General features: G+C 56.1%; 21 protein-coding genes and 1 pseudogene. 7 read left to right on the forward strand and 15 right to left on the reverse strand.

What is annotated here, in order from left to right; translation table 11 throughout:
• Positions 1-267: 267 nt before the first annotated feature.
• The 3 genes from AD659_RS12400 (at position 268) to AD659_RS12410 (ending at position 2092) form a co-directional block, all read left to right on the forward strand.
• Positions 268-822, forward strand: a complete 555-nt coding sequence (locus AD659_RS12400; protein ID WP_053121591.1) for an OsmC family protein — start codon at positions 268-270, stop codon at positions 820-822.
• A gap of 173 nt (positions 823-995) precedes the next feature.
• The gene (locus tag AD659_RS12405; RefSeq protein ID WP_053121595.1) at positions 996-1691 is read left to right on the forward strand and encodes a DsbA family oxidoreductase; all 696 of its coding nucleotides are present in this window, start codon (positions 996-998) and stop codon (positions 1689-1691) included.
• 71 nt (positions 1692-1762) lie between these two features.
• On the forward strand, positions 1763-2092 hold the full coding sequence (locus AD659_RS12410; protein ID WP_039012784.1) for a thioredoxin family protein: 330 nt from the start codon (positions 1763-1765) through the stop codon (positions 2090-2092).
• A gap of 370 nt (positions 2093-2462) precedes the next feature.
• Here the strand turns inward: AD659_RS12410 and AD659_RS12415 are convergent, their stop codons facing one another.
• The 10 genes from AD659_RS12415 to AD659_RS12460 form a co-directional block, all read right to left on the reverse strand.
• Positions 2463-2795: a carboxymuconolactone decarboxylase family protein gene (locus AD659_RS12415; RefSeq protein WP_039011348.1), complete on the reverse strand. Its 333-nt coding sequence runs from the start codon at positions 2793-2795 to the stop codon at positions 2463-2465.
• Between the two features lie 473 nt (positions 2796-3268).
• Positions 3269-4801, reverse strand: a complete 1533-nt coding sequence (gene hutH, locus AD659_RS12420) for a histidine ammonia-lyase (protein ID WP_053121597.1) — start codon at positions 4799-4801, stop codon at positions 3269-3271.
• On the reverse strand, positions 4798-6489 hold the full coding sequence (gene hutU / locus AD659_RS12425) for a urocanate hydratase (protein WP_053121599.1): 1692 nt from the start codon (positions 6487-6489) through the stop codon (positions 4798-4800). The genes hutH and hutU overlap by 4 nt, the downstream gene beginning before the upstream one ends.
• Before the next feature lie 370 nt (positions 6490-6859).
• The gene (locus AD659_RS12430; protein ID WP_025214432.1) at positions 6860-7624 is read right to left on the reverse strand and encodes an ABC transporter ATP-binding protein; all 765 of its coding nucleotides are present in this window, start codon (positions 7622-7624) and stop codon (positions 6860-6862) included.
• Positions 7625-7640: 16 nt separating this feature from the next.
• Positions 7641-8351 carry an ABC transporter permease gene (locus AD659_RS12435; protein ID WP_053121601.1) on the reverse strand — a complete coding sequence of 237 codons (711 nt, stop codon included), beginning with the start codon at positions 8349-8351 and terminating at the stop codon, positions 7641-7643.
• Positions 8348-9067, reverse strand: a complete 720-nt coding sequence (locus tag AD659_RS12440; RefSeq protein WP_053121603.1) for an ABC transporter permease — start codon at positions 9065-9067, stop codon at positions 8348-8350. Before AD659_RS12440 ends, AD659_RS12435 begins: the two co-directional genes overlap by 4 nt.
• Positions 9068-9122: 55 nt before the next feature.
• A complete protein-coding gene (locus AD659_RS12445) occupies positions 9123-9905 on the reverse strand; it encodes a transporter substrate-binding domain-containing protein (protein WP_043042098.1) in 783 nt (260 codons plus the stop codon).
• A gap of 368 nt (positions 9906-10273) precedes the next feature.
• Positions 10274-11011, reverse strand: a complete 738-nt coding sequence (gene hutC / locus AD659_RS12450) for a histidine utilization transcriptional repressor HutC (protein WP_053121604.1) — start codon at positions 11009-11011, stop codon at positions 10274-10276.
• Positions 11011-12147: an aminotransferase class I/II-fold pyridoxal phosphate-dependent enzyme gene (locus tag AD659_RS12455; RefSeq protein ID WP_025214427.1), complete on the reverse strand. Its 1137-nt coding sequence runs from the start codon at positions 12145-12147 to the stop codon at positions 11011-11013. The genes hutC and AD659_RS12455 overlap by 1 nt, the downstream gene beginning before the upstream one ends.
• A complete protein-coding gene (locus tag AD659_RS12460; protein WP_025214426.1) occupies positions 12144-12350 on the reverse strand; it encodes a hypothetical protein in 207 nt (68 codons plus the stop codon). Before AD659_RS12460 ends, AD659_RS12455 begins: the two co-directional genes overlap by 4 nt.
• A gap of 462 nt (positions 12351-12812) precedes the next feature.
• Here AD659_RS12460 and AD659_RS12465 point away from each other — a divergent pair, with 462 nt between their 5' ends.
• From AD659_RS12465 to AD659_RS30480, 4 genes and pseudogenes are all read left to right on the forward strand, one after another.
• Entirely contained in the window at positions 12813-13160 is a 348-nt protein-coding gene (locus AD659_RS12465; protein ID WP_025214425.1) for a RidA family protein, read from the forward strand.
• 12 nt (positions 13161-13172) lie between these two features.
• Complete coding sequence (locus tag AD659_RS12470; protein WP_025214424.1) at positions 13173-14408, forward strand: NAD(P)/FAD-dependent oxidoreductase; 1236 nt, start codon at positions 13173-13175, stop codon at positions 14406-14408.
• Positions 14409-14655: 247 nt separating this feature from the next.
• Positions 14656-15669: pseudogene (locus AD659_RS30475) on the forward strand (HAMP domain-containing protein); the annotation flags it as partial.
• Between the two features lie 96 nt (positions 15670-15765).
• Positions 15766-16533: a methyl-accepting chemotaxis protein gene (locus AD659_RS30480; RefSeq protein ID WP_374046025.1), complete on the forward strand. Its 768-nt coding sequence runs from the start codon at positions 15766-15768 to the stop codon at positions 16531-16533.
• Between the two features lie 210 nt (positions 16534-16743).
• On the opposite strand, the gene AD659_RS12480 is transcribed toward AD659_RS30480, so the two are convergent.
• The 5 genes from AD659_RS12480 to AD659_RS12500 all read right to left on the reverse strand — a co-directional run bounded on the left by AD659_RS12480 (position 16744) and on the right by AD659_RS12500 (position 22085).
• Positions 16744-18894, reverse strand: a complete 2151-nt coding sequence (locus AD659_RS12480) for a TonB-dependent receptor (RefSeq protein ID WP_053121608.1) — start codon at positions 18892-18894, stop codon at positions 16744-16746.
• Positions 18895-18965: 71 nt separating this feature from the next.
• Positions 18966-19355, reverse strand: a complete 390-nt coding sequence (locus tag AD659_RS12485; RefSeq protein WP_027912465.1) for a DUF2946 family protein — start codon at positions 19353-19355, stop codon at positions 18966-18968.
• A 61-nt stretch (positions 19356-19416) separates the two neighbouring features.
• Positions 19417-19992 carry a c-type cytochrome gene (locus tag AD659_RS12490; protein WP_027912464.1) on the reverse strand — a complete coding sequence of 192 codons (576 nt, stop codon included), beginning with the start codon at positions 19990-19992 and terminating at the stop codon, positions 19417-19419.
• On the reverse strand, positions 19979-21286 hold the full coding sequence (soxC, locus tag AD659_RS12495) for a sulfite dehydrogenase (RefSeq protein ID WP_231987723.1): 1308 nt from the start codon (positions 21284-21286) through the stop codon (positions 19979-19981). The genes AD659_RS12490 and soxC overlap by 14 nt, the downstream gene beginning before the upstream one ends.
• A 181-nt stretch (positions 21287-21467) precedes the next feature.
• The gene (locus AD659_RS12500) at positions 21468-22085 is read right to left on the reverse strand and encodes a TetR/AcrR family transcriptional regulator (RefSeq protein WP_053121612.1); all 618 of its coding nucleotides are present in this window, start codon (positions 22083-22085) and stop codon (positions 21468-21470) included.
• Positions 22086-22120 lie beyond the last annotated feature (35 nt).

Here is a 22120-nt window from a genome sequence, read left to right on the forward strand (position 1 = left end):
CAGTCCACCGCTACAGCTGATCTAATCCCACAAATAGGATTTCGGTTCGCGCACACCTTCCAAGCGTTTCTCCGCCTGTCAGATCGGACAGGCGGTACTTCGCCATGAGCTACGTTTAATCAGGGATAGGAGCTGATCGCACTGTTAGCACGTGGGAGGTGGGGTACCAGGTCAAAGAATTTTATTGCTAGCAAACCTACTAATAGGTAGGATTGCTGTACGTAACATTTATCCAGCCAAAAAATGCGTTCAATAGAGGGTTTTTTAATGACAACTAATCTGAATGGTATTGATGTCGTAGCTCTGCAGCAGTTTGCTCAAGGTGTTGCGGAGGATGCGAATAAGCGTCACGCGAGCTTCAACGTCAATACCCAGTGGAAAGGCCAGACGCGCTCTGTGGCGAAAGTCAGCCGTTACAGCTTAGCCGGTGAAACCTATTCGCGTGATTTCGAAATCGTCGCCGATGAGCCAATTGAACTGTTAGGTCAGGACTCGGCGCCAAATCCTCAAGAGCTGCTGATGGCCGCGCTGAACGCCTGTATGGCGGTAGGTTACGCAGCTAACGCAGCCATGATGGGCATTAAAATCCACAGTCTGGAAATTGAGACCGACGGCACTCTTGATTTGCGTGGTTTTCTGGGCATCGACGAGAGCGTAAACCCAGGGTACGACCAAGTGCGGGTCGTAATCCGTCTTCACACCGATGCGCCTCGTGAGCGTGTAGAAGAACTGCACGAAAATGTAATTAAAACATCAGTTAATTACGCGAATTTCTCCAAAACCATCCGCATGGTGCCAACCCTCGAGGTTCGTGAGGACTGATAATCATCAGATCTTACATCTTTACAACCTTGAGAGCGCCAGTAGGTAAGGCCTACTGGCGTTGCTACCTTTGCTATTGTAATTGAGCTCGTTGCTTTTTGTTTTTAAACGGTTTTTTAACTTTGCTCATTGGGGTAGCAGCGTTTTTTATTTATTTCAGTATAGAGGGGTGTATGAGCACTATTTCGAAAAAGTTTGTAGTAGATGTTTGGTCTGATTTCGTCTGTCCTTGGTGTTGGGTCGCCAAGCGTCGTTTTGAGAATGCGCTTGAGGACTTTCCGTACAAAGACGATGTTCAGGTAAACGTGAGAGCGTATCGTCTTGCCCCTAACCATGCTGCTGAGCCTATGGTGAGAGCCCTTAAAGTCAAATTAGGTAGTTCAATCGCTGCTTTGAATATGATGAGTACGGTAAAGCAATATGGCCAATCTTCAGGGCTTGATTACCGTTTCGAAACCATGATGTTTGGTGACACCGCGGATGCGCATGTCCTCGTCAAAGCGATTGACGATGAAGTATTGAAGACGCACTTGATGGAGGCGCTCTATGAGCAAAGTACTACCCAGGGTAAGTCACTATTTGACCGAGGTAGTTTAGAGTCGATTGCAAAATCTGTAGGTGTTTCTGATGAGTTGATTCGACTCGCGTGGTCATCTAATGAATTGTTTCACCGGATGCAGGAAGACGAGCGTGCTATGGGCCAATTTCACTCGGGCGTCCCGTTTTTTGTTTTCAATAGTTCATTTTCTATTTCAGGGGCTCAGCCTCAAGAGATATTTTCCCAAGCACTCAATCAAATGTATTTCGAACCAAATGACGGACATGAGTCGTCCAGCAGTCAAGTTTGCGGGCTTGATGGATGTAATTAGTACCAGAGATGCTTCGGCACTGTTGGTGCCGCAATTCCTGGGTTTGGAATGATGTTGTGGGTGAAGTGCAGATGAGCCGTATTGTAGACGTGAAAGCCGGAGAGTTCGCCCGATTCGTTGCAAAAGGTAGCTGCGCTGTGCTGTTTTCGGCGTCCTGGTGCAAGCCCTGTCAAGAAATGAAACCGGTTTTTAATGAACTGGCAGAAAAGCTGCAGTCGTGCGCCGCATTCGGGAAGATTGATGTGGCTGTTTCGCCCACGATCTCCCAGATGTATGGTATCCGGTCGGTTCCATCCTTGGCGATTTTCCACGAAGGGCGATTACGTTTGGTTTTGGCCGGCTCTCGATCGGCTGCCGCGTTGAAGAAAGCAATCTTAGCTGACTTAAAGGATGTTCTGTAGGTCGGTCTAAAATTGCAATGCGCTCTCAAATTGACTGTCCGAATGAGTGTAGGAAGCGCGTCAGGATGTTGCTGGGCTAAGTGTCCGACTGGCGTATAGGCAAGCTAAGCTCCGCTTTACGACCGGCCAGGCCATGTTTAGCCCAGCGTAGCCTTTGCTTGAACACAGTTACGCTTCAGCCGGAGTATCAGCGATAACGAAGTTCGGATAATGTAAAGACTTTGATTTCATCGGCAGGCCATCAGCACAACGACGTGGTTGGCTAATGGCATGCAGAACAGCTTATAGGGCTTTAGCGACTTCTCAGATTTAATTGGCGACGGGGGTAGCTAAGCCTCTACTATTATTGATCCTTCCGCACTGCTGGGTATCAAGATTTATCGAATGCATCCAAAACGTGAGTGCTGTAAACCAATGCAGCGCCAGCGTTCATATTAATCGCAACGCCCAAAGCTTCTGAGACCTCTTCAGTCGTTACGCCGAGCTTTTTGGCCTCAGCTGCGTGGAAAGCGATGCAGCCGTCGCAACGGGTGGTGACGGCAACTGCGAGTGAGATCAGTTCACGAGTCTTAGCGTCGAGGTGGTTTGTTCTTTCGCCGGCGCTCCCTAAAGAAGCCATACCTTTCATGGTCTCTGGGGATAGGCCATTCAGTTGCACTAGGCGGGCGCTGACGTCTTTTCGAGTTTGCTTCCAATCTTGCATGGGATATTCCACTTTGGGCGCGGTGCCCTGTAGGTGTAGGGGAGGTGTGAAACTGATCGAAACATACCATCCAGTTGGTAGGTATGCAAGTGTGTCCTACAAATGGCTTGATCATGCGGTCGACGTAGAAGGGGTGAGCTGGTGTGGTGAGAGGGCATTGGCGTTAATGCCTTACTTGTAGTGATGAGCTCTCCCGGCTCAGAATCAGGAGATACTTGAGCGGAGTTCGCGTGATCAGGGAATGCTGCTGGTATCAGAATTTTGAGCGCATAAGGAGCCTTAGGGATGTAATGCTGTTGTCAAGCTAATTTTCCCGCGCACTTACATAAGGCTATTACTGGGAAGCAATAAAAAGCTCCACAGCCAAAACGAGAATCTATCGTCATAGCTGTGGAGCAAAAAACTGCCTGGACATTTAACGTATACGGGATATCAGCCAGAATAACTCACGTGTTCATGGTGGATATCATCTATCAGATGCTGGGCAACAACTTATTCAATACCAAGTCGTTCAGGCAGCCGGAAGCCAATAACTCACTGGCCGCATTGATATCCGGCGCGAAGAAGCGATCCTTCTCGTAATAGGCCACTTTGCTTCGCAGACTGTTCCGGGCCAGTTCCAGCTTGGGCGACGTCTTCAAGCCGTCACGCAAGTCCAGGCCCTGACAGGCCGCTAGCCACTCCACAGCCAGGATTCCACGGGTGTTTTCAGCCATTTCCCACAATCGCTTGCCAGCCGCAGGTGCCATCGATACGTGATCTTCCTGGTTCGCGGACGTGGGCAGGCTGTCTACGGAATGGGGGTGAGCCAGCGCCTTGTTTTCACTGGCCAGCGCTGCTGCTGTTACTTGAGAAATCATGAAACCCGAGTTCACGCCGCCATTGGCTACCAAGAACGGCGGCAGTTGTGACATGTGTTTATCCATCATCAACGAAATGCGGCGCTCGCTCAGGGAGCCGATTTCAGCAATGGCCAATGCCATATTGTCTGCGGCCATGGCCACTGGCTCGGCATGGAAGTTGCCGCCAGAGATCACGTCACCTTCAACGGCAAACACCAGCGGGTTATCGGATACGGCATTGGCTTCGACGACTAATACTTCCGCGGCCTGACGGAGCTGGGTCAGGCATGCGCCCATGACTTGAGGTTGGCAGCGTAGAGAGTAGGGGTCTTGGACCTTGCCGCAGTCCTTGTGCGAATCGGCGACCTCACTGCTTTGGCCCAGCAGGTCGCGATAGGCAGTAGCAGTATCAATCTGAGCCCTCTGGCCGCGTGCGGCATGGATGCGTGCGTCAAACGGCGAGCGGGAGCCCAAGACAGCTTCGACCGTCAAAGCACCAATGGCCAAGGCGCCCGCAAACAGGTCTTCGCCCTCGAACAAACCGCGCAGAGCATAAGCAGTGGAGACCTGGGTACCGTTGAGCAACGCCAAGCCCTCTTTGGCAGCCAGCGTCAACGGCGCCAAACCGGCCACCTTCAGGGCTTCGGTGGCTTCCAGCCATTCGCCCTTATAACGGGCTTTGCCTTCTCCCAGCAGCACGAGGGACATGTGCGCCAAAGGTGCCAAGTCACCAGATGCGCCGACCGAACCTTTTAACGGAATATGCGGATACACCTCGGCGTTGATCAATGCTATCAGAGCATCGATCACCACGCGGCGTATGCCGGAAAAACCACGGCTGAGGCTATTGACCTTGAGCAGCATGATCAACCGCACCAGCGCATCGCTGATCGGCTCACCCACACCAGCGGCGTGGGACAGTACTAGCGAACGTTGCAGATTTTCCAGATCTTCACTGGCGATACGGGTCGAGGCCAGCAGGCCGAAACCGGTATTGATACCGTAGGCGGTGCGATTCTCGGCGAGGATCTGCTCCACGCAAGCGACACTGGCTTCAATTTGCGCAGAGGCACTGTGGTCGAGGGTGATTTTTACCGGGTGCTGGTAAACGGCACGCAGTTGAGCAAGGCTCAATTGGCCTGGGATAACGTTAAGTGTTTTCATGCTTTGGCTCCTTTAACAAGAGTGATCATTGGCAGGTTCAAGCCTTGCTCATTCGCGCAATCAATGGCGATCTGGTAACCGGCATCGGCATGGCGCATCACGCCAGTGCCCGGGTCGTTGTGCAGCACGCGGGCAATCCGCTCGGCCGCTTCGTCGGTGCCGTCGCAGACGATCACCATGCCCGAATGCTGGGAGAAGCCCATGCCGACGCCGCCACCGTGGTGCAGTGACACCCAGGTCGCACCACTGGCGGTGTTGAGCAGGGCATTGAGCAGTGGCCAGTCGGAAACGGCGTCGGAACCGTCCTGCATGGATTCGGTTTCACGGTTCGGGCTGGCCACGGAGCCAGAATCGAGGTGGTCGCGGCCGATGACGATCGGCGCCGACAACTCACCGCTGCGTACCATCTCGTTGAACGCCAGGCCCAACTTGGCGCGCTGGCCCAGGCCAACCCAGCAGATCCGTGCGGGCAAGCCCTGGAAGCTGATGCGCTCGCGAGCCATGTCCAACCAGTTATGCAGGTGAGCGTCGTCGGGGATCAGTTCCTTGACCTTGGCGTCGGTCTTGTAGATATCCTGCGGGTCACCGGATAGCGCCGCCCAGCGGAACGGGCCGATGCCGCGGCAAAACAGCGGACGGATGTAGGCCGGGACGAAACCCGGGAAGTCGAAGGCATTCTCGACGCCTTCTTCCTGGGCCATCTGGCGGATGTTGTTGCCGTAGTCGAAGGTCGGCACCCCCATTTTCTGGAAGGCCAACATGGCTTTGACGTGGACGGCCATCGATTGCTTGGCGGCCTTCACCACGGCGGCGGGCTCGGTCTTGGCGCGGGCACGGTATTCGTCCCAGGTCCAGCCGGCCGGCAGGTAGCCGTTGAGGGGATCGTGGGCGCTGGTCTGGTCGGTGACCATGTCCGGACGCACACCACGACGGACCATTTCCGGCAGGATTTCCGCCGCGTTCCCACACAGCGCGATGGAAATCGCCTTGCCTTCAGCGGTGTATTTCTCGATGCGCGCCAGGGCGTCGTCGAGGTCTTTGGCCTGCTCGTCGACGTAGCGGGTTTTCAGGCGGAAATCGATGCTCACCTGCTGGCATTCGATGTTCAGCGAGCACGCACCGGCCAAGGTCGCGGCCAACGGTTGTGCGCCGCCCATGCCGCCCAGGCCGGCGGTCAGGACCCAACGGCCCTTGAGGTTGGAATCGTAATGCTGGCGACCAGCCTCGACGAAGGTTTCATACGTGCCCTGGACGATGCCCTGGCTGCCGATGTAGATCCAGCTGCCGGCGGTCATCTGGCCGTACATGGCCAGGCCCTTGGCGTCGAGTTCGTTGAAGTGTTCCCAACTGGCCCAGTGCGGCACCAGGTTGGAGTTGGCGATCAGGACGCGCGGGGCGTTGCTGTGGGTCTTGAACACGCCCACCGGCTTGCCGGATTGCACCAGCAGGGTTTCGTCGTCGTTCAGGTTGGTGAGGCTTTCGACGATCTTGTCGTAGCACTCCCAGTTGCGCGCCGCGCGGCCGATGCCACCGTAGACCACCAACTCCTTGGGGTTCTCGGCCACTTCCGGATCGAGGTTGTTCATCAACATCCGCAGCGGCGCTTCGGTCAGCCAGCTCTTGGCGGTCAGCGTGTTACCGCGAGGGGCGCGGATTTCGATATTGCGGAAATGGAGTGGTTTGCTCACCGGTAATCCTCTCGAAATGACTTGCAGCTTATTGTTGGTTTTCGCTACATCTGGCGAGTAAATATAATCATGTATATACAAGCTTAATCAAGCAGATTTTTGACCGCTATTGTTGTCGGCATGAATATCTTCACGTGATTAGTTTTTTCGTTCGAATGGCATTGATGCAGGTTTTGCCATCAAGCTTTGCGCACTGGGCGCGCTGTGACAGTTTCAGCCAGGGATCATGAGCTGAGCCATAGCAAGGCGCTGGGATTGCTCTCGCACGGGGCTCTTCTAGTCAACAGAACGGCGAACCATTTCGGCCTCAATCGCGCCTGAGAACATTTTTCAGGCGCGGTAAGCGACCAGCCGGCTTAAGGCACTTCGGTTATTTCAGATTGCCGCTGAGAAATTGCTGCAAACGCTCGCTCTTGGGGTTCCCCAGCACTTCCTCAGGCGGTCCTTGCTCTTCTACGAGCCCTTGGTGCAAGAACAACACCTGGTTCGATACCTTACGAGCGAAGCTCATTTCGTGCGTCACCATGATCATGGTTCGGCCTTCTTCGGCGAGGCCCTGAATGACCTTCAGCACTTCTCCTACTAGTTCAGGGTCCAGGGCAGACGTCGGTTCGTCGAACAGCATGATTTCCGGTTCCATGGCCAGCGCCCGGGCTATCGCGACGCGCTGCTGCTGGCCGCCCGAGAGAAAGGCCGGGTATTGATCGGCAACTCGCGATGGTAAACCAACCTTGTCCAGGTAACGCCGAGCCAGCTCCTCTGCATCCTTCTTGCTGACCCCCAACACTCGGCGAGGGGCCATTGTGATGTTGTCGAGCACGGTCATGTGGCTCCACAGATTGAAATGCTGGAATACCATCGCCAGTCGCGTGCGCAGCCGCTGCAGTTCATCTGCGTTTGCAACGCGCATGCCGTGGTGGTCATGGATCATGCGTATCGGCTGATTGTCGAGACTCATGGCGCCGTTGCTAGGGATTTCCAGAAAGTTGATACAGCGCAAAAAGGTGCTTTTGCCCGACCCGCTGGCACCGATCAGGCTAATGACGTCGCCGGCCTTTGCGTTCAGTGAAACACCCTTGAGGACTTCGTGGTCGCCATAACTTTTATGCAGGTTTTCTACGGTCAGTTTGTACATATTCAAGCACCCTGAATTAATGAGCTGGGCCGAGGAACGACAGCCAACGGCGCTCAGCCAGACGGAACAGACCGACCAGAGAGAAAGTGATAGTGAGGTAAATCGCTGCGGCGATGCCGAACGATTGGAAGGTCAGAAATGTTGCTGAATTGGCATCTCTGGCAACCTTGAGGATGTCCGGTACCGTGGCGGTGAAAGCGACCGTGGTGGAATGCAGCATCAGTATCACTTCGTTGCTGTAGTTCGGCAGTGAGCGACGCAATGCAGACGGCATGATGATATAGGTGTAAAGCTTCCATCCTCGAAGCCCAAAGGCCTTCGCTGCTTCGACTTCACCATGATTCATGTTGCGAATCGCCCCGGAGAAGATCTCCGTGGTGTAGGCGCAAGTGTTCAAGGCAAAGGCCAGAATGGTGCAGTTCAATGCATCGCGAAAGAATGCATCAAGCAGCGGTTGGGAGCGCACCGCAGCGAGGCTGTAGATGCCGGTGTAGCAGATCAGTAGCTGTATATACAGAGGTGTGCCACGGAACAAATAGGTATAGAACTGCACGGGCCAGCGCACGAAAAGGTTGCTTGATACCCTGGCAATCGACAGCGGGACCGCCATCAAGAAGCCGAAGAAGAGCGAGGCACTGAGCAGCCATAGTGTCATCGCCAAGCCCGTGATGTGATAACCATCGTGGTACAGGAAGGGTTTCCAATATTCTTGCAATAGCTCGATCATCGCACGGCCTCCCGAGTTCCTGCGGCGTAAAAACTTTCCAGCTTGCGCAAGACATAGTTTGATGCGGTGGTGATAACCAAATAGATCAACGCTGCAAGGACCAAGAAGAAGAACAGTTGATAGGAACTCTTTCCTGCATCCTGGGCAACCTTGACCAAGTCAGCCAGACCAATGATCGAGACCAGTGCAGTCGCTTTCAGGATCACCATCCAGTTGTTGCCAATGCCCGGTAATGCAAAGCGCATCATTTGCGGGAAAAGCACCAGGCGGAATCGTTGGGCGCGGGTCAGGCCATAGGCCGTGGCTGCTTCTAATTGCCCCTTTGGAACGGCGAGAATCGCTCCGCGGAAGGTTTCGGTGAAATACGCACCGTAGATGAAGCCCAGGGTGATGACCCCTGCGCTGAACGGATTGATTTCGATATATTCCCAGCCAAAGGCATCGGTCAGATTCGTCAGCCACGTCTGAAGGCTATAGAAGATCAGCAGCATCAAGACCAGGTCGGGCACGCCGCGGATAAGCGTGGTGTAGGCTTGCGCAGGGATGCGTAGCAAGGCTGACTTCGAGAGTTTCGCGCTGGCACCGATCAATCCCAGGCCCACGCTCAGCAACAAGCACAGTGCGGACAATTTGACAGTCATCCAGGAGCCTTGCAGCAACAGCGGGCCGAAACCCTTTAGGCTGAAGCCTAGAGTCTGCAATAGGTTTTCTAGCATTGGACAGCCCTTCGTCAATCAAGAAAAACGCCCATCCGAAAATGGGCGCAGCGTGTTATTTACCGCTGTAGATATTCTGATCACCAAAGTGTTTTTTCTGAATGGCTACATAGCTGCCATCCTCATGCAGTGCCTTGATGCCTTTGTTTAGCAGGGCCTTGAGGTCGGCGTTGCCTTGGGCGAGACCTACCGCGGTTTTCGCGGGCAACAGTTCATGCTCGACTGCTTTACTTACCTCAAAATTCGCCCCTTGCGGCGACTTCAAGAAGCCCATTTCGGCTTGCAACATATTCTGGATCGAGGCATCGAGACGGCCAGTCACCAAGTCCGAATAGACCTGGTCCTGGTTGGCATAGGCTTGGGTTTTGACCCCGGCTTTGTTCAGTACGGCCTTGGCATAAGCTTCCTCGGTGGTGCCTTGCTCATAACCAACCGTCTTGCCGACGAGCGTCTTGATATCTTCGGTCAGCCCGGAGCCTTTCTTGAAAACGAAGGAGGTGGGAACGGAGAACAGCTCATCGGAGAAATCGATGACCTTTTCGCGCGAGGATGTCACGGTCATGGCGGAGATCACACCGTCGAATTTGTTGGCTTTCAGGCCGGGAATCATGCCGTCAAAATCACTCTCGACCCATTTGCACTTCACTTTCAATTCAGCACAAATCGCATTGCCTAAGTCGATATCGAAGCCCACCAGGCTACCGTCGGCAGCTTTGGACTCGAAAGGGGCATAAGAGGGGTCAACGCCGAACCGCAACTCCTTGTACTCCTTGGCCGAGGCAAAGCTGCCAGCCACACACAACGCCAGTACAGAGAGGGTCAAAATAGATTTTTTCATTGTTTTTATTCCTAAGGACCAAAGAGCGCTTGAGCGCACGGATGCGGTACGGAGCTCGTGTGTGTCGCTATGGGAGTGGTACACAGAGCCCATTTTTTCGTTTAAGCGTGTCGAGGTGACAGATCGACTTTACCGCGTAAATACATACTTGTACATACAGGCATAGCCAATCAAGCAGCCATTTATCTGCTCGGATGTGTATGGGTGGAAAAAGGGCTGGAAACGCTGAGGGGAGGGGGTGATCAGTTTCGTTTTTTCCGGTCACTACGGGCGTAGGGCCTGGGTCTATTGTGATGTATGAATCAGAAAGCGACCGACGCCCTTTGGAAGCGGCGCTGGTCAAGTTTTACGGCAGATGTGTCGAAGAGTCAGACGTCTCTGTGCGCTGCATTCATGGGTAAGCGACTACCCAGTCGATAGCGGGAGGAGGGATGGACGAGCCGCACAAAGGTGACAATTTTGTTTTGGCTCCAAGTCCGGCGTATGAGGGCCAGGCAAGGTTCGGTTGCATCGATTTGCAGATGTTTGCTCTCCTCTGTGCTGGGGTGGCAGGCCTCTACGATATGTTCCATTTCGTCGGGCTTGATGACTTGCAAAAGGTATTTGGCCGGTTGCAGGTGTTCGCCGAATTTTTGTTTCAGGAACTCTGGCACCAGCTCGGGATTGACGTAACGATCCTCGAGCTGCACTGGCACGTCTTCTTCGCTGTGCGCACAAACCAGATGAAAAACCGAAGAGCCCGTGGGCAGGCCCAGGGCGGAAGCGACTGACATCGATGCGGATTCGCGTCCCAGGTGCAGGACGCGACAGCCGTAACTATGACCCCGAGCGAGAATCTCGTCAGCGATGTTGGTGATGCGCAACAGGTTCGATTGCGGCTTGCTTTCGGCTACGAATGTTCCAACACCTGAAATCCGCACCAATAGACCTTCTTCGGTCAGCTCGCGCAGGGCTCGATTGACGGTCATGCGCGAGATGCCCAGCTCTTGCACCAACTGGTTCTCTGAGTAGATCAGGTCGCCAGGTTTCCAAACGCCCGCTCGAAGTTGGTCCAGCACAAATTCCTTCGCGCGTCGGTAGAGCGCTTGTGGTGCATTTTTGATCATCAGTCGGTCCGTGTCTCTTGTGCGGCAAGGACTCTTGCCAAGGAATGGAGGAAAAGATCGTTATCCTCACAGCTTCCTATAGATACCCGCAAGTACTGAGTATATCCCGCTTCGCGCCAAGGCTTGATGATGACCCCTTCGCGCAGCAATGCCTGGTTGATGACTTCGGCAGGATAAGGGGTGCTGAAAAAAAGGAAGTTAGCCATGGAGGGGGCAGTTGTGATGCCTTGCTCTTGCAGTGCGATCTCCAGTCGTCGGCGTTCGCTGGCGACGTGGGAGAGGCCGGCATTCAGATGATTTTCATCGGCCAGCGCGGCGACCGCAGCGGCTTGGGCCACTCGGTTTACGTTGAAGGGGGTGCGCAGGCGATTGATCAAATCGGCCAGTAGCGGGTCGCTGACAATGCCATAGCCGATGCGTAAACCTGCCAATGAATAGGCCTTGGAGAAGGTTCGAAGCAGGATAAACGGCTTGCCGCTGGCCTGGATCAAGCCGAGGCAGTCTGGGTACTCAGGCTCCCATTGGGCGTATTCGTAATAGGCTTCGTCAAACACCAGCAAGCACTTCGGAGGTAATGCATCGAGCAATTGCTTCAATTCGATTGCGCTCAAGGTGCAGCCAACCGGATTGGAGGGGCAGGAAAACATCAGCACATGGGTATGCGGTGTAAGGGCGGAAATCATGGCCGCCACGTCAAAAGTGCCTTGGTCGGTCATGGGGACACCGATTACCCGAGCGCCGGCTGCCACTGGAAAAATAAAATGCAAGCCGAAGGAGGGCACTACGGTAACCACTTCATCATCATGGTCCAGAAACACTCGGCTGATGACACTCAGCAAATCCTCAGAACCGTTGCCGAACACGAAGCGATCTTCCGGAACATCAAGTTTTTCCGAGAGTGCGGAGCGTAGTGCCTGGCAGCCAGAGTCGGGGTACAGCGCAATCTCATGGCAGGCTTGGGTGGTCGCGGCGTTGACAGCGGGGGCGGTGCCCATTGGGTTTTCATTGCTGCCCAATTTAGCGACGCGTGTCAGACCGAAGCGTTTGCGCACTGCATCAGCGGCGAGGCCGGCGTTGTAACTGGCCAATTCGCGTACTTCAGCGCGAGCAAGCAGGGTCAGGTCGTTGGCGTTCATACAAGGCTAACCTCTCGGGAATTTTGCTGGAAGGTATTGCGATCTGGATGGTGCCGCAGGGGACGCTGCGGGCTCGGCTGTTCAGCGCTTTGAAGGATTTCGTGCGGGAGGCTGTAGTGGAAGAGTGTCGCCAATTCGGCGATCCGGTCTGCGAGGCTCATCCCTTCGGTAGTCGCGGCAGTCATCTGGTGCAGTTTTTTCATTGATTACCTCTTAGGTGCAGGGCCACAAGGAAGTGGTGCTGTATGATCCTGTATATATAGGTAACGCAATGTTCAGGCCAAGCCTTATCTTTTCTGTTGATCGCTGCTCGTAAACGCCTTCCAGGCCAGGGGGTGCTCACATGAATATTTTTTCAGGTGTAACTGAAGGTTGCATCGGAGTGTTTCCGGTATCTCATTGATGAGTCGAAAGGAAGCGCATGGTAAGCCTTTCTGCGGACAGTATTTTGGACAGAAGCAGTGCTCGATCCACTTCGGATCAGGGGTCTGAAGGGGGTCCTTGTCTAACAGGCACGTTAAATGCTTAGTCCTGTATATACTTATCCATCGGTAAAGCTTGTAGACCGATTTCCGATCTGCTGTGACACGCTCGGTCGAGTCGATGGCTAAAAATGGCGCCTGTTATAGGCGCGTTCATAAGTCCGCTTAGAGAGAATCACCACAATGACGGTTAGCAATCTGCCCTTTTCAAAAGTCCGCCACAGCCAAGGTCTCGTGTTTTTGTCTGGAGAGTTGCCGTTCAATGAGGATGGCAGCTTCCCGGAGGGTATCGAGGCACAAACGCGCCTGACCTTGATGCGCATTGCTCAAACACTGGAAGCTGAGTCACTGTCGTTGGATGACGTTGTGAGCGTCACGGTGTACTTGACCGAGCGGAGTAACTTCGCCGAGTTCAACAGGATTTATGCTTCGTTTTTCACGGCCAATTTGCCTGTTCGCGCTACCGTCTGTGCCGGCCTCGTGGTGGATGCGTTGGTTGAAATCAGTGTCATCGCGCAGCAGCGTGCTTGAGTTGGAGGCAGCGTGAACGACAAACAAGTAGTAGTACTGGGTGCCGGCATCGTTGGTATAAGCACGGCCCTGCATCTGCAACGCCGGGGCTGTGCGGTGACCTTGGTAGACAAGGGGGCGCCCGGGCGCGAGACGTCATACGGTAATGCCGGGATCATCCAGCGCGAGGCCGTTGAACCGTACGGGTTCCCAAGGGACCTGGCGAGCCTGATGAGAGTGGTGACCAAGCGCGATATCGGCGTCAATTATCATCTGCGTGCGCTGCCGGAGTACATGCCTACGCTGACCAGGTATTGGGCCAACTCAGCGCCAAGGCATTACCAAGCTATTGCGGACGCCTTTCGGACCTTGGTCGAGCATTCAATCAGCGAGCACTCCGAGTTGATCGAGCAAAGCGAGGCCCAACACCTGATCGTGCGCAAAGGTTGGATTCAAGCTTTTCGAACCCCGGAAAAATATGAAAAGGCGATGGAGAGCGCCCAGCGTGTGAGTGCGCACGGTGTATTGTCGCAAGCGTTGGACGGCGCCGGGCTCAGGCTCGCAGAACCCGCTTTGGGTGAAGCTCTCGTTGGGGGGATTCACTGGCTTCAACCTTGGACCTGTGTTGATCCGGGAGAGCTGGTGCAACGCTATGCCGAGCTCTTCTTGCGTGAGGGCGGACAGTTTGAACGCGGCGATGCCCGTTCATTGCGCCAAGCGGGAGCTGGCTGGCGAGTCTCCACCGAGTCCGGGCCGGTCGAAGCATCACAGGTCGTCGTGGCGCTTGGTCCTTGGGCCCAAGAGTTGCTGAGGCCCATGGGTTACCGCATCCCGTTGTTTATCAAGCGTGGTTATCACGCCCATTTCGCCGACGGGGCAAACTTGAGTCGCCCGGTGCTTGATACCGAGCAAGGCTACATGTTGGCGCCGATGAAGCGTGGTGTGCGTCTATCAACGGGGGCCGAATTCGCCCGTCTCGATGCGCCTCTGACCCCAGTGCAGCTAGGGAAGGCCGAAAGCGCGGCCCGACAACTCTTGGCATTGGGATCTCAGGTTGAGCGGACGCCATGGAGCGGTGCGCGACCTTGTACCGTTGATATGAAACCGGTCATTGGTGCCGCGCCGTCGCATAAGGGGCTCTGGTTCAACTTCGGCCATGCTCATCAAGGTTTTACGCTAGGTCCGGTCAGTGGCCGGCTGCTTGCGGAATTAATGATGGGAGAAACACCAGTGGTCGAGCCGGCACCCTTCGCTCCTGGGCGTTTCTGAATTGACGATGCGTCGGCCTTCTCGTCCCTCCTCTTGAGAGGAGGGCAGGCATTATCTGAAAGAAAAATGACGACCGAGTTGTCTCGTTTCCACGTCGTGTGAGCAACATTTACGGCACTCGCCGCGGGCGCTTTTACCCATGGGCGCCCACGTTCCATCTGCCTGCCCAGGAATACTCATGAACATCAAACAGAAACTCACGTGGGCGTTTGCCGCTATCGCCTGCGCGCCAGTCATATTGGTCGCAATGGTTGTCGTACTGAACTTGCGTAGCGCAGCGCAAGCCAGTTTCCTGGATAGCAGTGGCCGCGAAATCAGGCAGATTGACCGCGGGATGCGGCAGTTTTTCGACAGCATCCGCCAAAACGTCGAATACCTTGCCAAAGACCCTCGGATCGCCAACGTTCAGGGATTGAAGAACTATACGGCCGCTGACGCCCCGAAAACGCCTGTGACGAAGGTCGATCGACAGATCCAGGTGGTATTCGACAGTTTCGCAGAAACCCACCCAACCACGGCTTCCATTTCCCTTGGACTCAATGACGGAGGTTTTGCAGGTTGGCCCGATGACCAGACAATGGCCAGCTACGACCCACGGGTGCGACCTTGGTACAAGGCTGCCATGGAAGCCGCACGAGGCTCAACCGTAAGGACGGGCGCGTATTACTGGGCACCCGATGACATGGTGCTGGTCAGCACGGTCCGCACGATCAATGACGCGAGCGGTGCCGCGGTGGGCGTCGTTGGCGTGGACGTATCGCTCAAGCAACTGACTGAATTGGTCAAAGCCATCAAGTTGGGCAAGAGTGGTTACCTGATGTTGGTCGAGGCCAATGGCAATGTCTTGGTCGATCCCGCAAATGCCAAAAACAATTTCAAGCCGTTAGGTGAGCTAGGACCCGGCTATGCCGAATTGGCCAAAAGCGCTGATGGGGTGACTCAAGTCGAGATCGATGGTGTGCCATACATGGTCAACGTCCTGAGTTCCGATGGCCTGGGATGGCGTTTTATCGGCCTGATCAAGCGTGATGAAGTGATGGCCGTCGCCATGAGCCTGACCTGGTTGATTGCAGCCATCGCTGTTGCATTGGCCGTGGTGTTCGCCATCGTTGGTGCTGGTTTTGCCAGCGTGATCGTGCGCCCGATTCGTGGCGTGGCTGATGGGTTGCAAGAGATTGCCGAAGGTGAAGGTGACCTTACACGTCAACTCCAAGTACGGGGCAAGGACGAAACTGCCAACCTGGCCGGTTGGTTCAATCAGTTTCTAAGCATGATCGCTCAGTTGGTGAAGCGTATTGGCAATGCGTCGTCCGATCTGCAAGTCGCTGCCGCTGACACCAACGAAGTCGCCAATAACATGAACCTGGCTGCCGGCCGCCAACGTGAGGCGGTGGAACTGGTAAGCACCGCTTTCAATGAAATGCTCGCCACTGCCAATGAGGTCGCACGTTCCTGCAGTGCCGCGGCGTCGAGTGCTGACGAAGGCTACCGCGACGTGCACGATGGCCAGAAGCAAATCAGCGAAGCCACCGGCAGCGTGCTCAAGCTCAGTGAGGAGCTGCAGGTATCGACCCAGACCATGCAGCTGCTCGAGCAAGACAGCAATAACATCAATGCGATTCTCGACACCATTCGCTCGATTGCCGAGCAGACCAACTTGCTGGCGCTCAATGCCGCCATCGAGGCCGCTCGCGCGGGTGATCAAGGGCGTGGCTTTGCAGTGGTCGCGGATGAAGTTCGCGCCCTGGCTCGTCGCACCTCCGACTCTACCGGCGAAATAGACAGCCTACTGGGTAACCTCGCTCGCCGTACCCAGGAAGTCACCCAGCAGATGCAAGGCAGCCTGCAAGCGTCCCAGGCTAGCGTGCAGCGGATCCAGCGGGCCCGCGACAGCTTTGACAAGATCCGCGCTTCAGTGGACTCGATTCGCGACCAGAACACCCAGATCGCCACGGCGGCAGAGGAGCAGCATCAAGTGGCGGAGGAGATCAATCGGCACATCGCACAGATCCACGCCGATGCGCAGATGGTAGAGGAGTTCGCACATTCAGCCCATGCCGGATCGGGGCGAATGACGGCCATTTCTGGCCAGCTTCAAGGATTAGTCGGGCGCTTCAAGTTTTAGTCCGTACGAACAATGGACGCTCAATTGCCGATTAGAGGGTAAGCCCCGTGAGCGTTGAGCCCAGAGAAAAAACAGTGAAAGCCGCCGTCCCTGGCGGTCCCGTCCAGCGGGCCATTCAAACAGGCTGATCAACGCGGGAAGGACTGCGCTCCGAATCATGATTAGACCTGTCAGGTCGCCAGACCGTGTGCTGCATTCCGTTCGGGGTCGTCAGTACTTCCACTGCACAGCGATTTCCAGACTGCGCGGCTCGCCCACGTAATACTGGGTGTTGCTCTGGTGGATGAAACGGGCATAGACCTCGTCGGTCAGGTTGCGCAGGCGCGCGCTGACCTGTACGTGTTTGTCCAGATCGTGGGTCATGGACAAACCATAGACAGTGTACGAGGGCACCCAGGTCGTATTGGCGGTGTTGGCGTAGACCGACGACACATAGCGCACGTCAGCCCCGAGCTGCCAGTCAGGAGCCACGTCATAGGTCAGCCAGAGATTGGCTACGCGGTCGGGAATATTCACCGGATTCTTGCCTTTGCGCGAGAGCACAACACCGGCGATGGTTTCATTGAACTCGTCGTACTCAGCCCTTACCCAACTGAAGTTACCAGCCGCCAATAGCTTGGGCGTGATCTTGAATGAAGCGGCCAGCTCTATGCCGGTGGAGGTTTGTTGACCCGCTTGTTCGGTGGTGTTGGGCACCGTCGAGGAGGGGACGGAGATGTTCTTGCGCACGATGCGGTAGGCCGCGGCGGTGGCCGAGCCGCGACCGTCAAGAAAATCGAACTTGCTGCCCACCTCGAATTGGCGACCGGTGCTCAAGTCGAAGTCGCTCACCTGGGCAATGGAGGCGCTGGTAAGCGTCCCTCCCGGCGGCTCGGCCGAGGTACTGTATTGGGTATAAAGGCTGACATTCGACGTCAGGTCGTACACCAGGCCCAGGCGTCCCGTGATTGCATCCCAACGCTTGTCGAGTCTGGCCTGCGCCGCATGATCGACCACCTCGAAATCGATATGGTCATAACGCAGCGCAGTGATCAGCGCCAGTTGCTCGGTCAGGCGCGTGCGGTTCTCGACGAACGCCGACGAGGTATCGGTCCACGTGCTGCGACCTTTAGTGCGCGGTGCATCCATCCCCGGAATGTCCAGGAAGTGGCCCGGCTCGAAGCCATCTGGATCGATGGTGTCGAAGGCGCCTTTGGACAACGGGTAATTGGTTTGCTGGTTGGTGTTGTAATCCACGCCCAGCGCCCAATCGCTGGCCAGGCCGAACAGTTGAGCCTGGTGAGTCAACTCGATTCGGTCACCGTTGACCTCCTGGTCGTGCCGCTGGCGGTAACCGCCGGAGCGGGCGATGGCGCTGTTGTCGCTGTTGTAGCGGTAGACCTCAAGGTTGCGGTAATCGCGCTGGCCATCGTAGTGGTAGAAGGTATTGCGCAACTGGGTATTGTCGTCCAGCTGGTAGTCCGTGATCGAGCGTATCCAGCGGGTGCGCTGCTCGTAGCGACCGTCCTCAACGTTGTAGTTGTTGAAGCGGTTGTGCTTGTCGATCTGCAGCTTGCCGGTCAGCGGTTGCAGTACCGGCGTGCCCCAGTAAGGACTGTCTTCCTTCTCTTCCAGGTATTCGATCGCCAGCGTATGGGAGAGTCGGTCGTTGATGTCGCTGAGCAGCGAGAAGGCCAGGTTGCCCGCACCGTTCTCCTGGCGATCTATGTAGCCGTTGCTGCTGGTGCGGCTGTAGTCGAGGCGCGCATAGTGGCGCGGGCCATCGCCGCTGTTGAGCGCTTTATTGAAGCCGACCGCGGTTTCCCAGGTGTCGTAGCGACCGTAGCTCATTCGGCCCTCGAAGGTATCTTCCTCACGGTTGGCAAGCTTGGTGATCACGTTCAGGCTGCCCCCCACGGCACCGCTGCCGTTGAGGAACGAGGAAGGGCCGCCGAGCAACTCCACCCGGTCATAAATCCAGGCGCCGACCGGACGGGCCGCGCCACCGTATTGCAGATTGATGCCGTTGAACAGCTGGCTGATCTGGGCACCGTTGAAGCCACGGTACGACACATAGCCGCCCCAGCCGGGTGGCGCAGAAGCGTTAACCCCAGGCAGAGCGTTCGCCGCGTCTTGAAAGTTGCGTGCGCCGATACGTTCCATCGTCTTGCGATCGGCCGCGCTTACAGAGGCGGGATTTTCCCGGGCACTGAGATTCAGGCGCGAGCCGCTTTCGATGGGAGTATCCAGGTCCAGGCTGGTGGCCGGTTTCGGCTGGTTGGCCGAGGCGTTGATGTAGCTGGTGGGTAAGTTCAGGGCAGTGTCTTGCGCCCACGCGCAGGTGCTGCCCGCGAGCAGCGCCAAAGTAGTCAAGCGAAACATGAAGAGCTTCCTGGCTTAATTCAATGAGCACACACCGGCCGCGCGTCATGCAGCGGCGGGTGGTGAAGAGGTCAGAGCGCGGGAAGCGGGGCGGGGGAGGCGCGAGGATTGATCAGGGGCCAGCGCTGCCTGGGTAGGCAACGGGTCGGTTGTGCGGGCAAGGGCCAGGCTGGCTCGCTGGCAAGCAGGGCGAGCAGCCCGAAAAACGCTGCTAGCAGGATCGCACCGAACAGGCTTGCAATGACGCAATCACCGACGACGGGCAGCGAAGGGGCGGGCACATCCTGCTGGCCCTCGAATATTGCCCCGCCGTTAGTAGAGCAAAACAGTCCGCCGTCCAAACCGCTCAATCGCAAGCCGGCCATTTGTCCATGGCCCATCGCGCACAGCAACGAACCGAACAGGATGCTGAAGTACAGCAACCAGGCAATCATCGATTTTTCGCGGCTGGCCAGCTTCATCAGCAAAGCTCGTTGAGAAGGAACGGTTTATCGGCGAGCGGATTTTACATTTTTTGATCCGTCAGTGAGCTTTTAAACAGTTCGACATACAGGCAACAGCCTTGCTGTCCGGTCTGTCATCGGTATAAAAACCGTCTCGATTCGGCATCTTTACATCCACCAAGGTCGATGCTTCCACGGTCGCGTTGGCGTCCAGCAGCTTGTTCATGTGCAGGATGTAGCCGGTCACTGCATAGACTTGTTCGTTGGACAATGACTGTGGCGCCTGGAAGGGCATGGCTCTGCGGATGTAGTCGAAAAGCGTCGTTGCATAGGGCCAATAGCTGCCGACTGTCTTGAGAGGTTTGTCAGTAGTCAGGGTTCCTTCGCCGCCCGCCAACGCAGGACCGACGCCGCCCTCGAGTTTCACCCCATGACAGCTGACGCAACTGTTCATGTAGACCTTTTCCCCGTCCGCCACCGTTGCGCGCCCTGGAGGCAAAGCCTTGCCGTCGGGCGCCACGTCGATGTTCCAACTGGCGATCTGCGCTTCGGTAGCCTTGGTGCCCAAACCGTATTGGGATTGTGCCGAGGCGTGGGTCAGCGCAAAGGCGCACAGCAAGCCGATGAAAAACGAACCACCTTTAAGCCCGTCCATTGGTCACCTCCCCACTGCTGGACACGCGCCACGGTTGCACGGAGTTGTTGTGGTAGAAAGAGACCTTGCCGCGTTCATCGATCAGCTGTTCCAGCATCGGCTGAACATATCCGGTCTCGTCGATGGCGCGGCTCATGATCATCAACTCTTGGCCGTTCCATTCGAAAGGCGCCCTGAAGGCGGTCAGCGCCTTGGTCAGAATGGGCTCCTGTAACCTGGCTTGCGTCCAGGTATTGCCGCCATCGACGGAGACATCGACACGGGTGATTTTGCCGTGGCCGCTCCAGGCGATGCCACGCATCTCATGCAGGCCCTTGCGTGTCAGTTTCTGGGTGCCGGAAGGGTAGGTCACCAGTGATTTGCATTCCATGACAAAGGAAAACTTCCGAGCTTTACCGTCGGCCATTAAGTCGGTGTATTTGGCGGTTTCTTCCCGGCTGTAGGCGGGCGCATCGGTGACGTGCAGTCGGCGCAGCCATTTGATGTGGGTGTTGCCCTCGTAGCCGGGAACAAACAGGCGCAGCGGGTAGCCCTGTTCCGGCCTTAGACGCTCGCCGTTCTGGCTGTAGACCACCATCACATCGTCCAGGCATTTCTCGATGGGAATGCTGCGCGTCATTGCCGCGCCGTCCGCACCTTCGGCAATGATCCACTTGGCTTGCGGTTTGAGCCCGGTTTCATCCAGCAGTGTCTTCAAGGTAACGCCAGTCCACTCAGCACAGCTGACCAGGCCACTGACTTCGGCGGCCGTTTTGCCCCACGGAGGTAGAAACGATGGGTTGCCCGAACACTCCATGAAGTGCACTCGTGACACGGCGGGGAACTGGCGTATCTCGTCCACGGTAAAGATCAAGGCGTTTTCGGTGAGGCCGTGAATTACCAACCGATGTTGCGCCGGATCGATTTGTGGGACGCCCGCGTGATGACGCTCATAGAACAGGCCGTTCGGGGTAATGGTGCCGTCCAGCTCCTGAAGTGGCGAGGTGCTGTAGGCGGACATCGTGTCCTTCAGGCCGGGATACAGATTCCTGACGGCTTTAGTTTCGAACGTTGAAGGTTTTCCATAAGGGCTTGCCGTCGGGGCGCCAAGACTGCGGGTCCATTGTGGAACTTCAAGGGGCTGGCTCGGATCAAGCGGGGCGATGTTGGTCGTCTCTGCGTTGACCAGGGCGCTATCACCCAGAGCAACGGCGGCAGTGCCAATAACGGCCCCACTTTTTATCAGGAAATCCCTGCGAGCCAAAGATGTCTGAGACGTGTCTTGCTTGGTGGGGACCATGGATTTTTTTGTCATTGTTGTTCCCTCTGGTTCTTTGTCGGGATGGACCCAACGGCAAGTCTATAGACCGATCGGTCGGTCTGTAGGTAGCCTAGAACGAAAAACGCGCGTGGTCCAGTCGCCAGGACAACCATCGGTAATGGCGCGTGAATGAGGGGCGAGGGCGGCGGCGCATTTGAAGCGCCGCTGATGACAGTCAAGCCAGGGGTGGCTCAACCTTCAGTCCGGGCAGGAGGGTGTCGCAGAAAAACGTCGCGATGGATTCCGGCGAGCGCGGGCCTCCGGGTTTGATCCACAAGTAGCTGTAATGATGAATACCAAGGATAGCTTTCACGGCCAACGAGTCCGATGTGCGGAAGGTCCCCTCGCTCACGCCGGCCTTGAGGATATGCGACCAGAGCTTTTCATACTGTCGGTGCAGATCGAGCAGCTCGGTCTGGCGCTCGCCAATGACGGAATACACTTCGCGGAAACACACCGTCATTTCGGCCAGGTGGGTGACAATCGTGCGCATCACGATGGCCGAGAACTGGCGAAATTTATCTTCCGCAGCCAAATCGCTCTCGCACAGGGGCGTGCCTTCTGCGATGAGCACCCGCAGATACCGGCTGGTGATTTCGAACAGCAGTTCTTCCTTGCTGCCGATGTGGTAATACAGCGCGCCGCGAGCCAGGCCAGTGGCTTTTTCCAACTCAGCCATGCCGGTCGCGTGAAACCCGCGCGTCGAAAACAACTGCGCGGCGATTTTCAGTATTCGCTCCTTGGTGCTTGTTTCAGCAGGTTCGGCAGCGACGACGGCTTTCTTTTTTCCCATGGGTCGATTCCAACCGGTTGAGCTTCAATCATACC

The organism is Pseudomonas thivervalensis (assembly GCF_001269655.1).
GTDB lineage: Bacteria > Pseudomonadota > Gammaproteobacteria > Pseudomonadales > Pseudomonadaceae > Aquipseudomonas > Aquipseudomonas thivervalensis.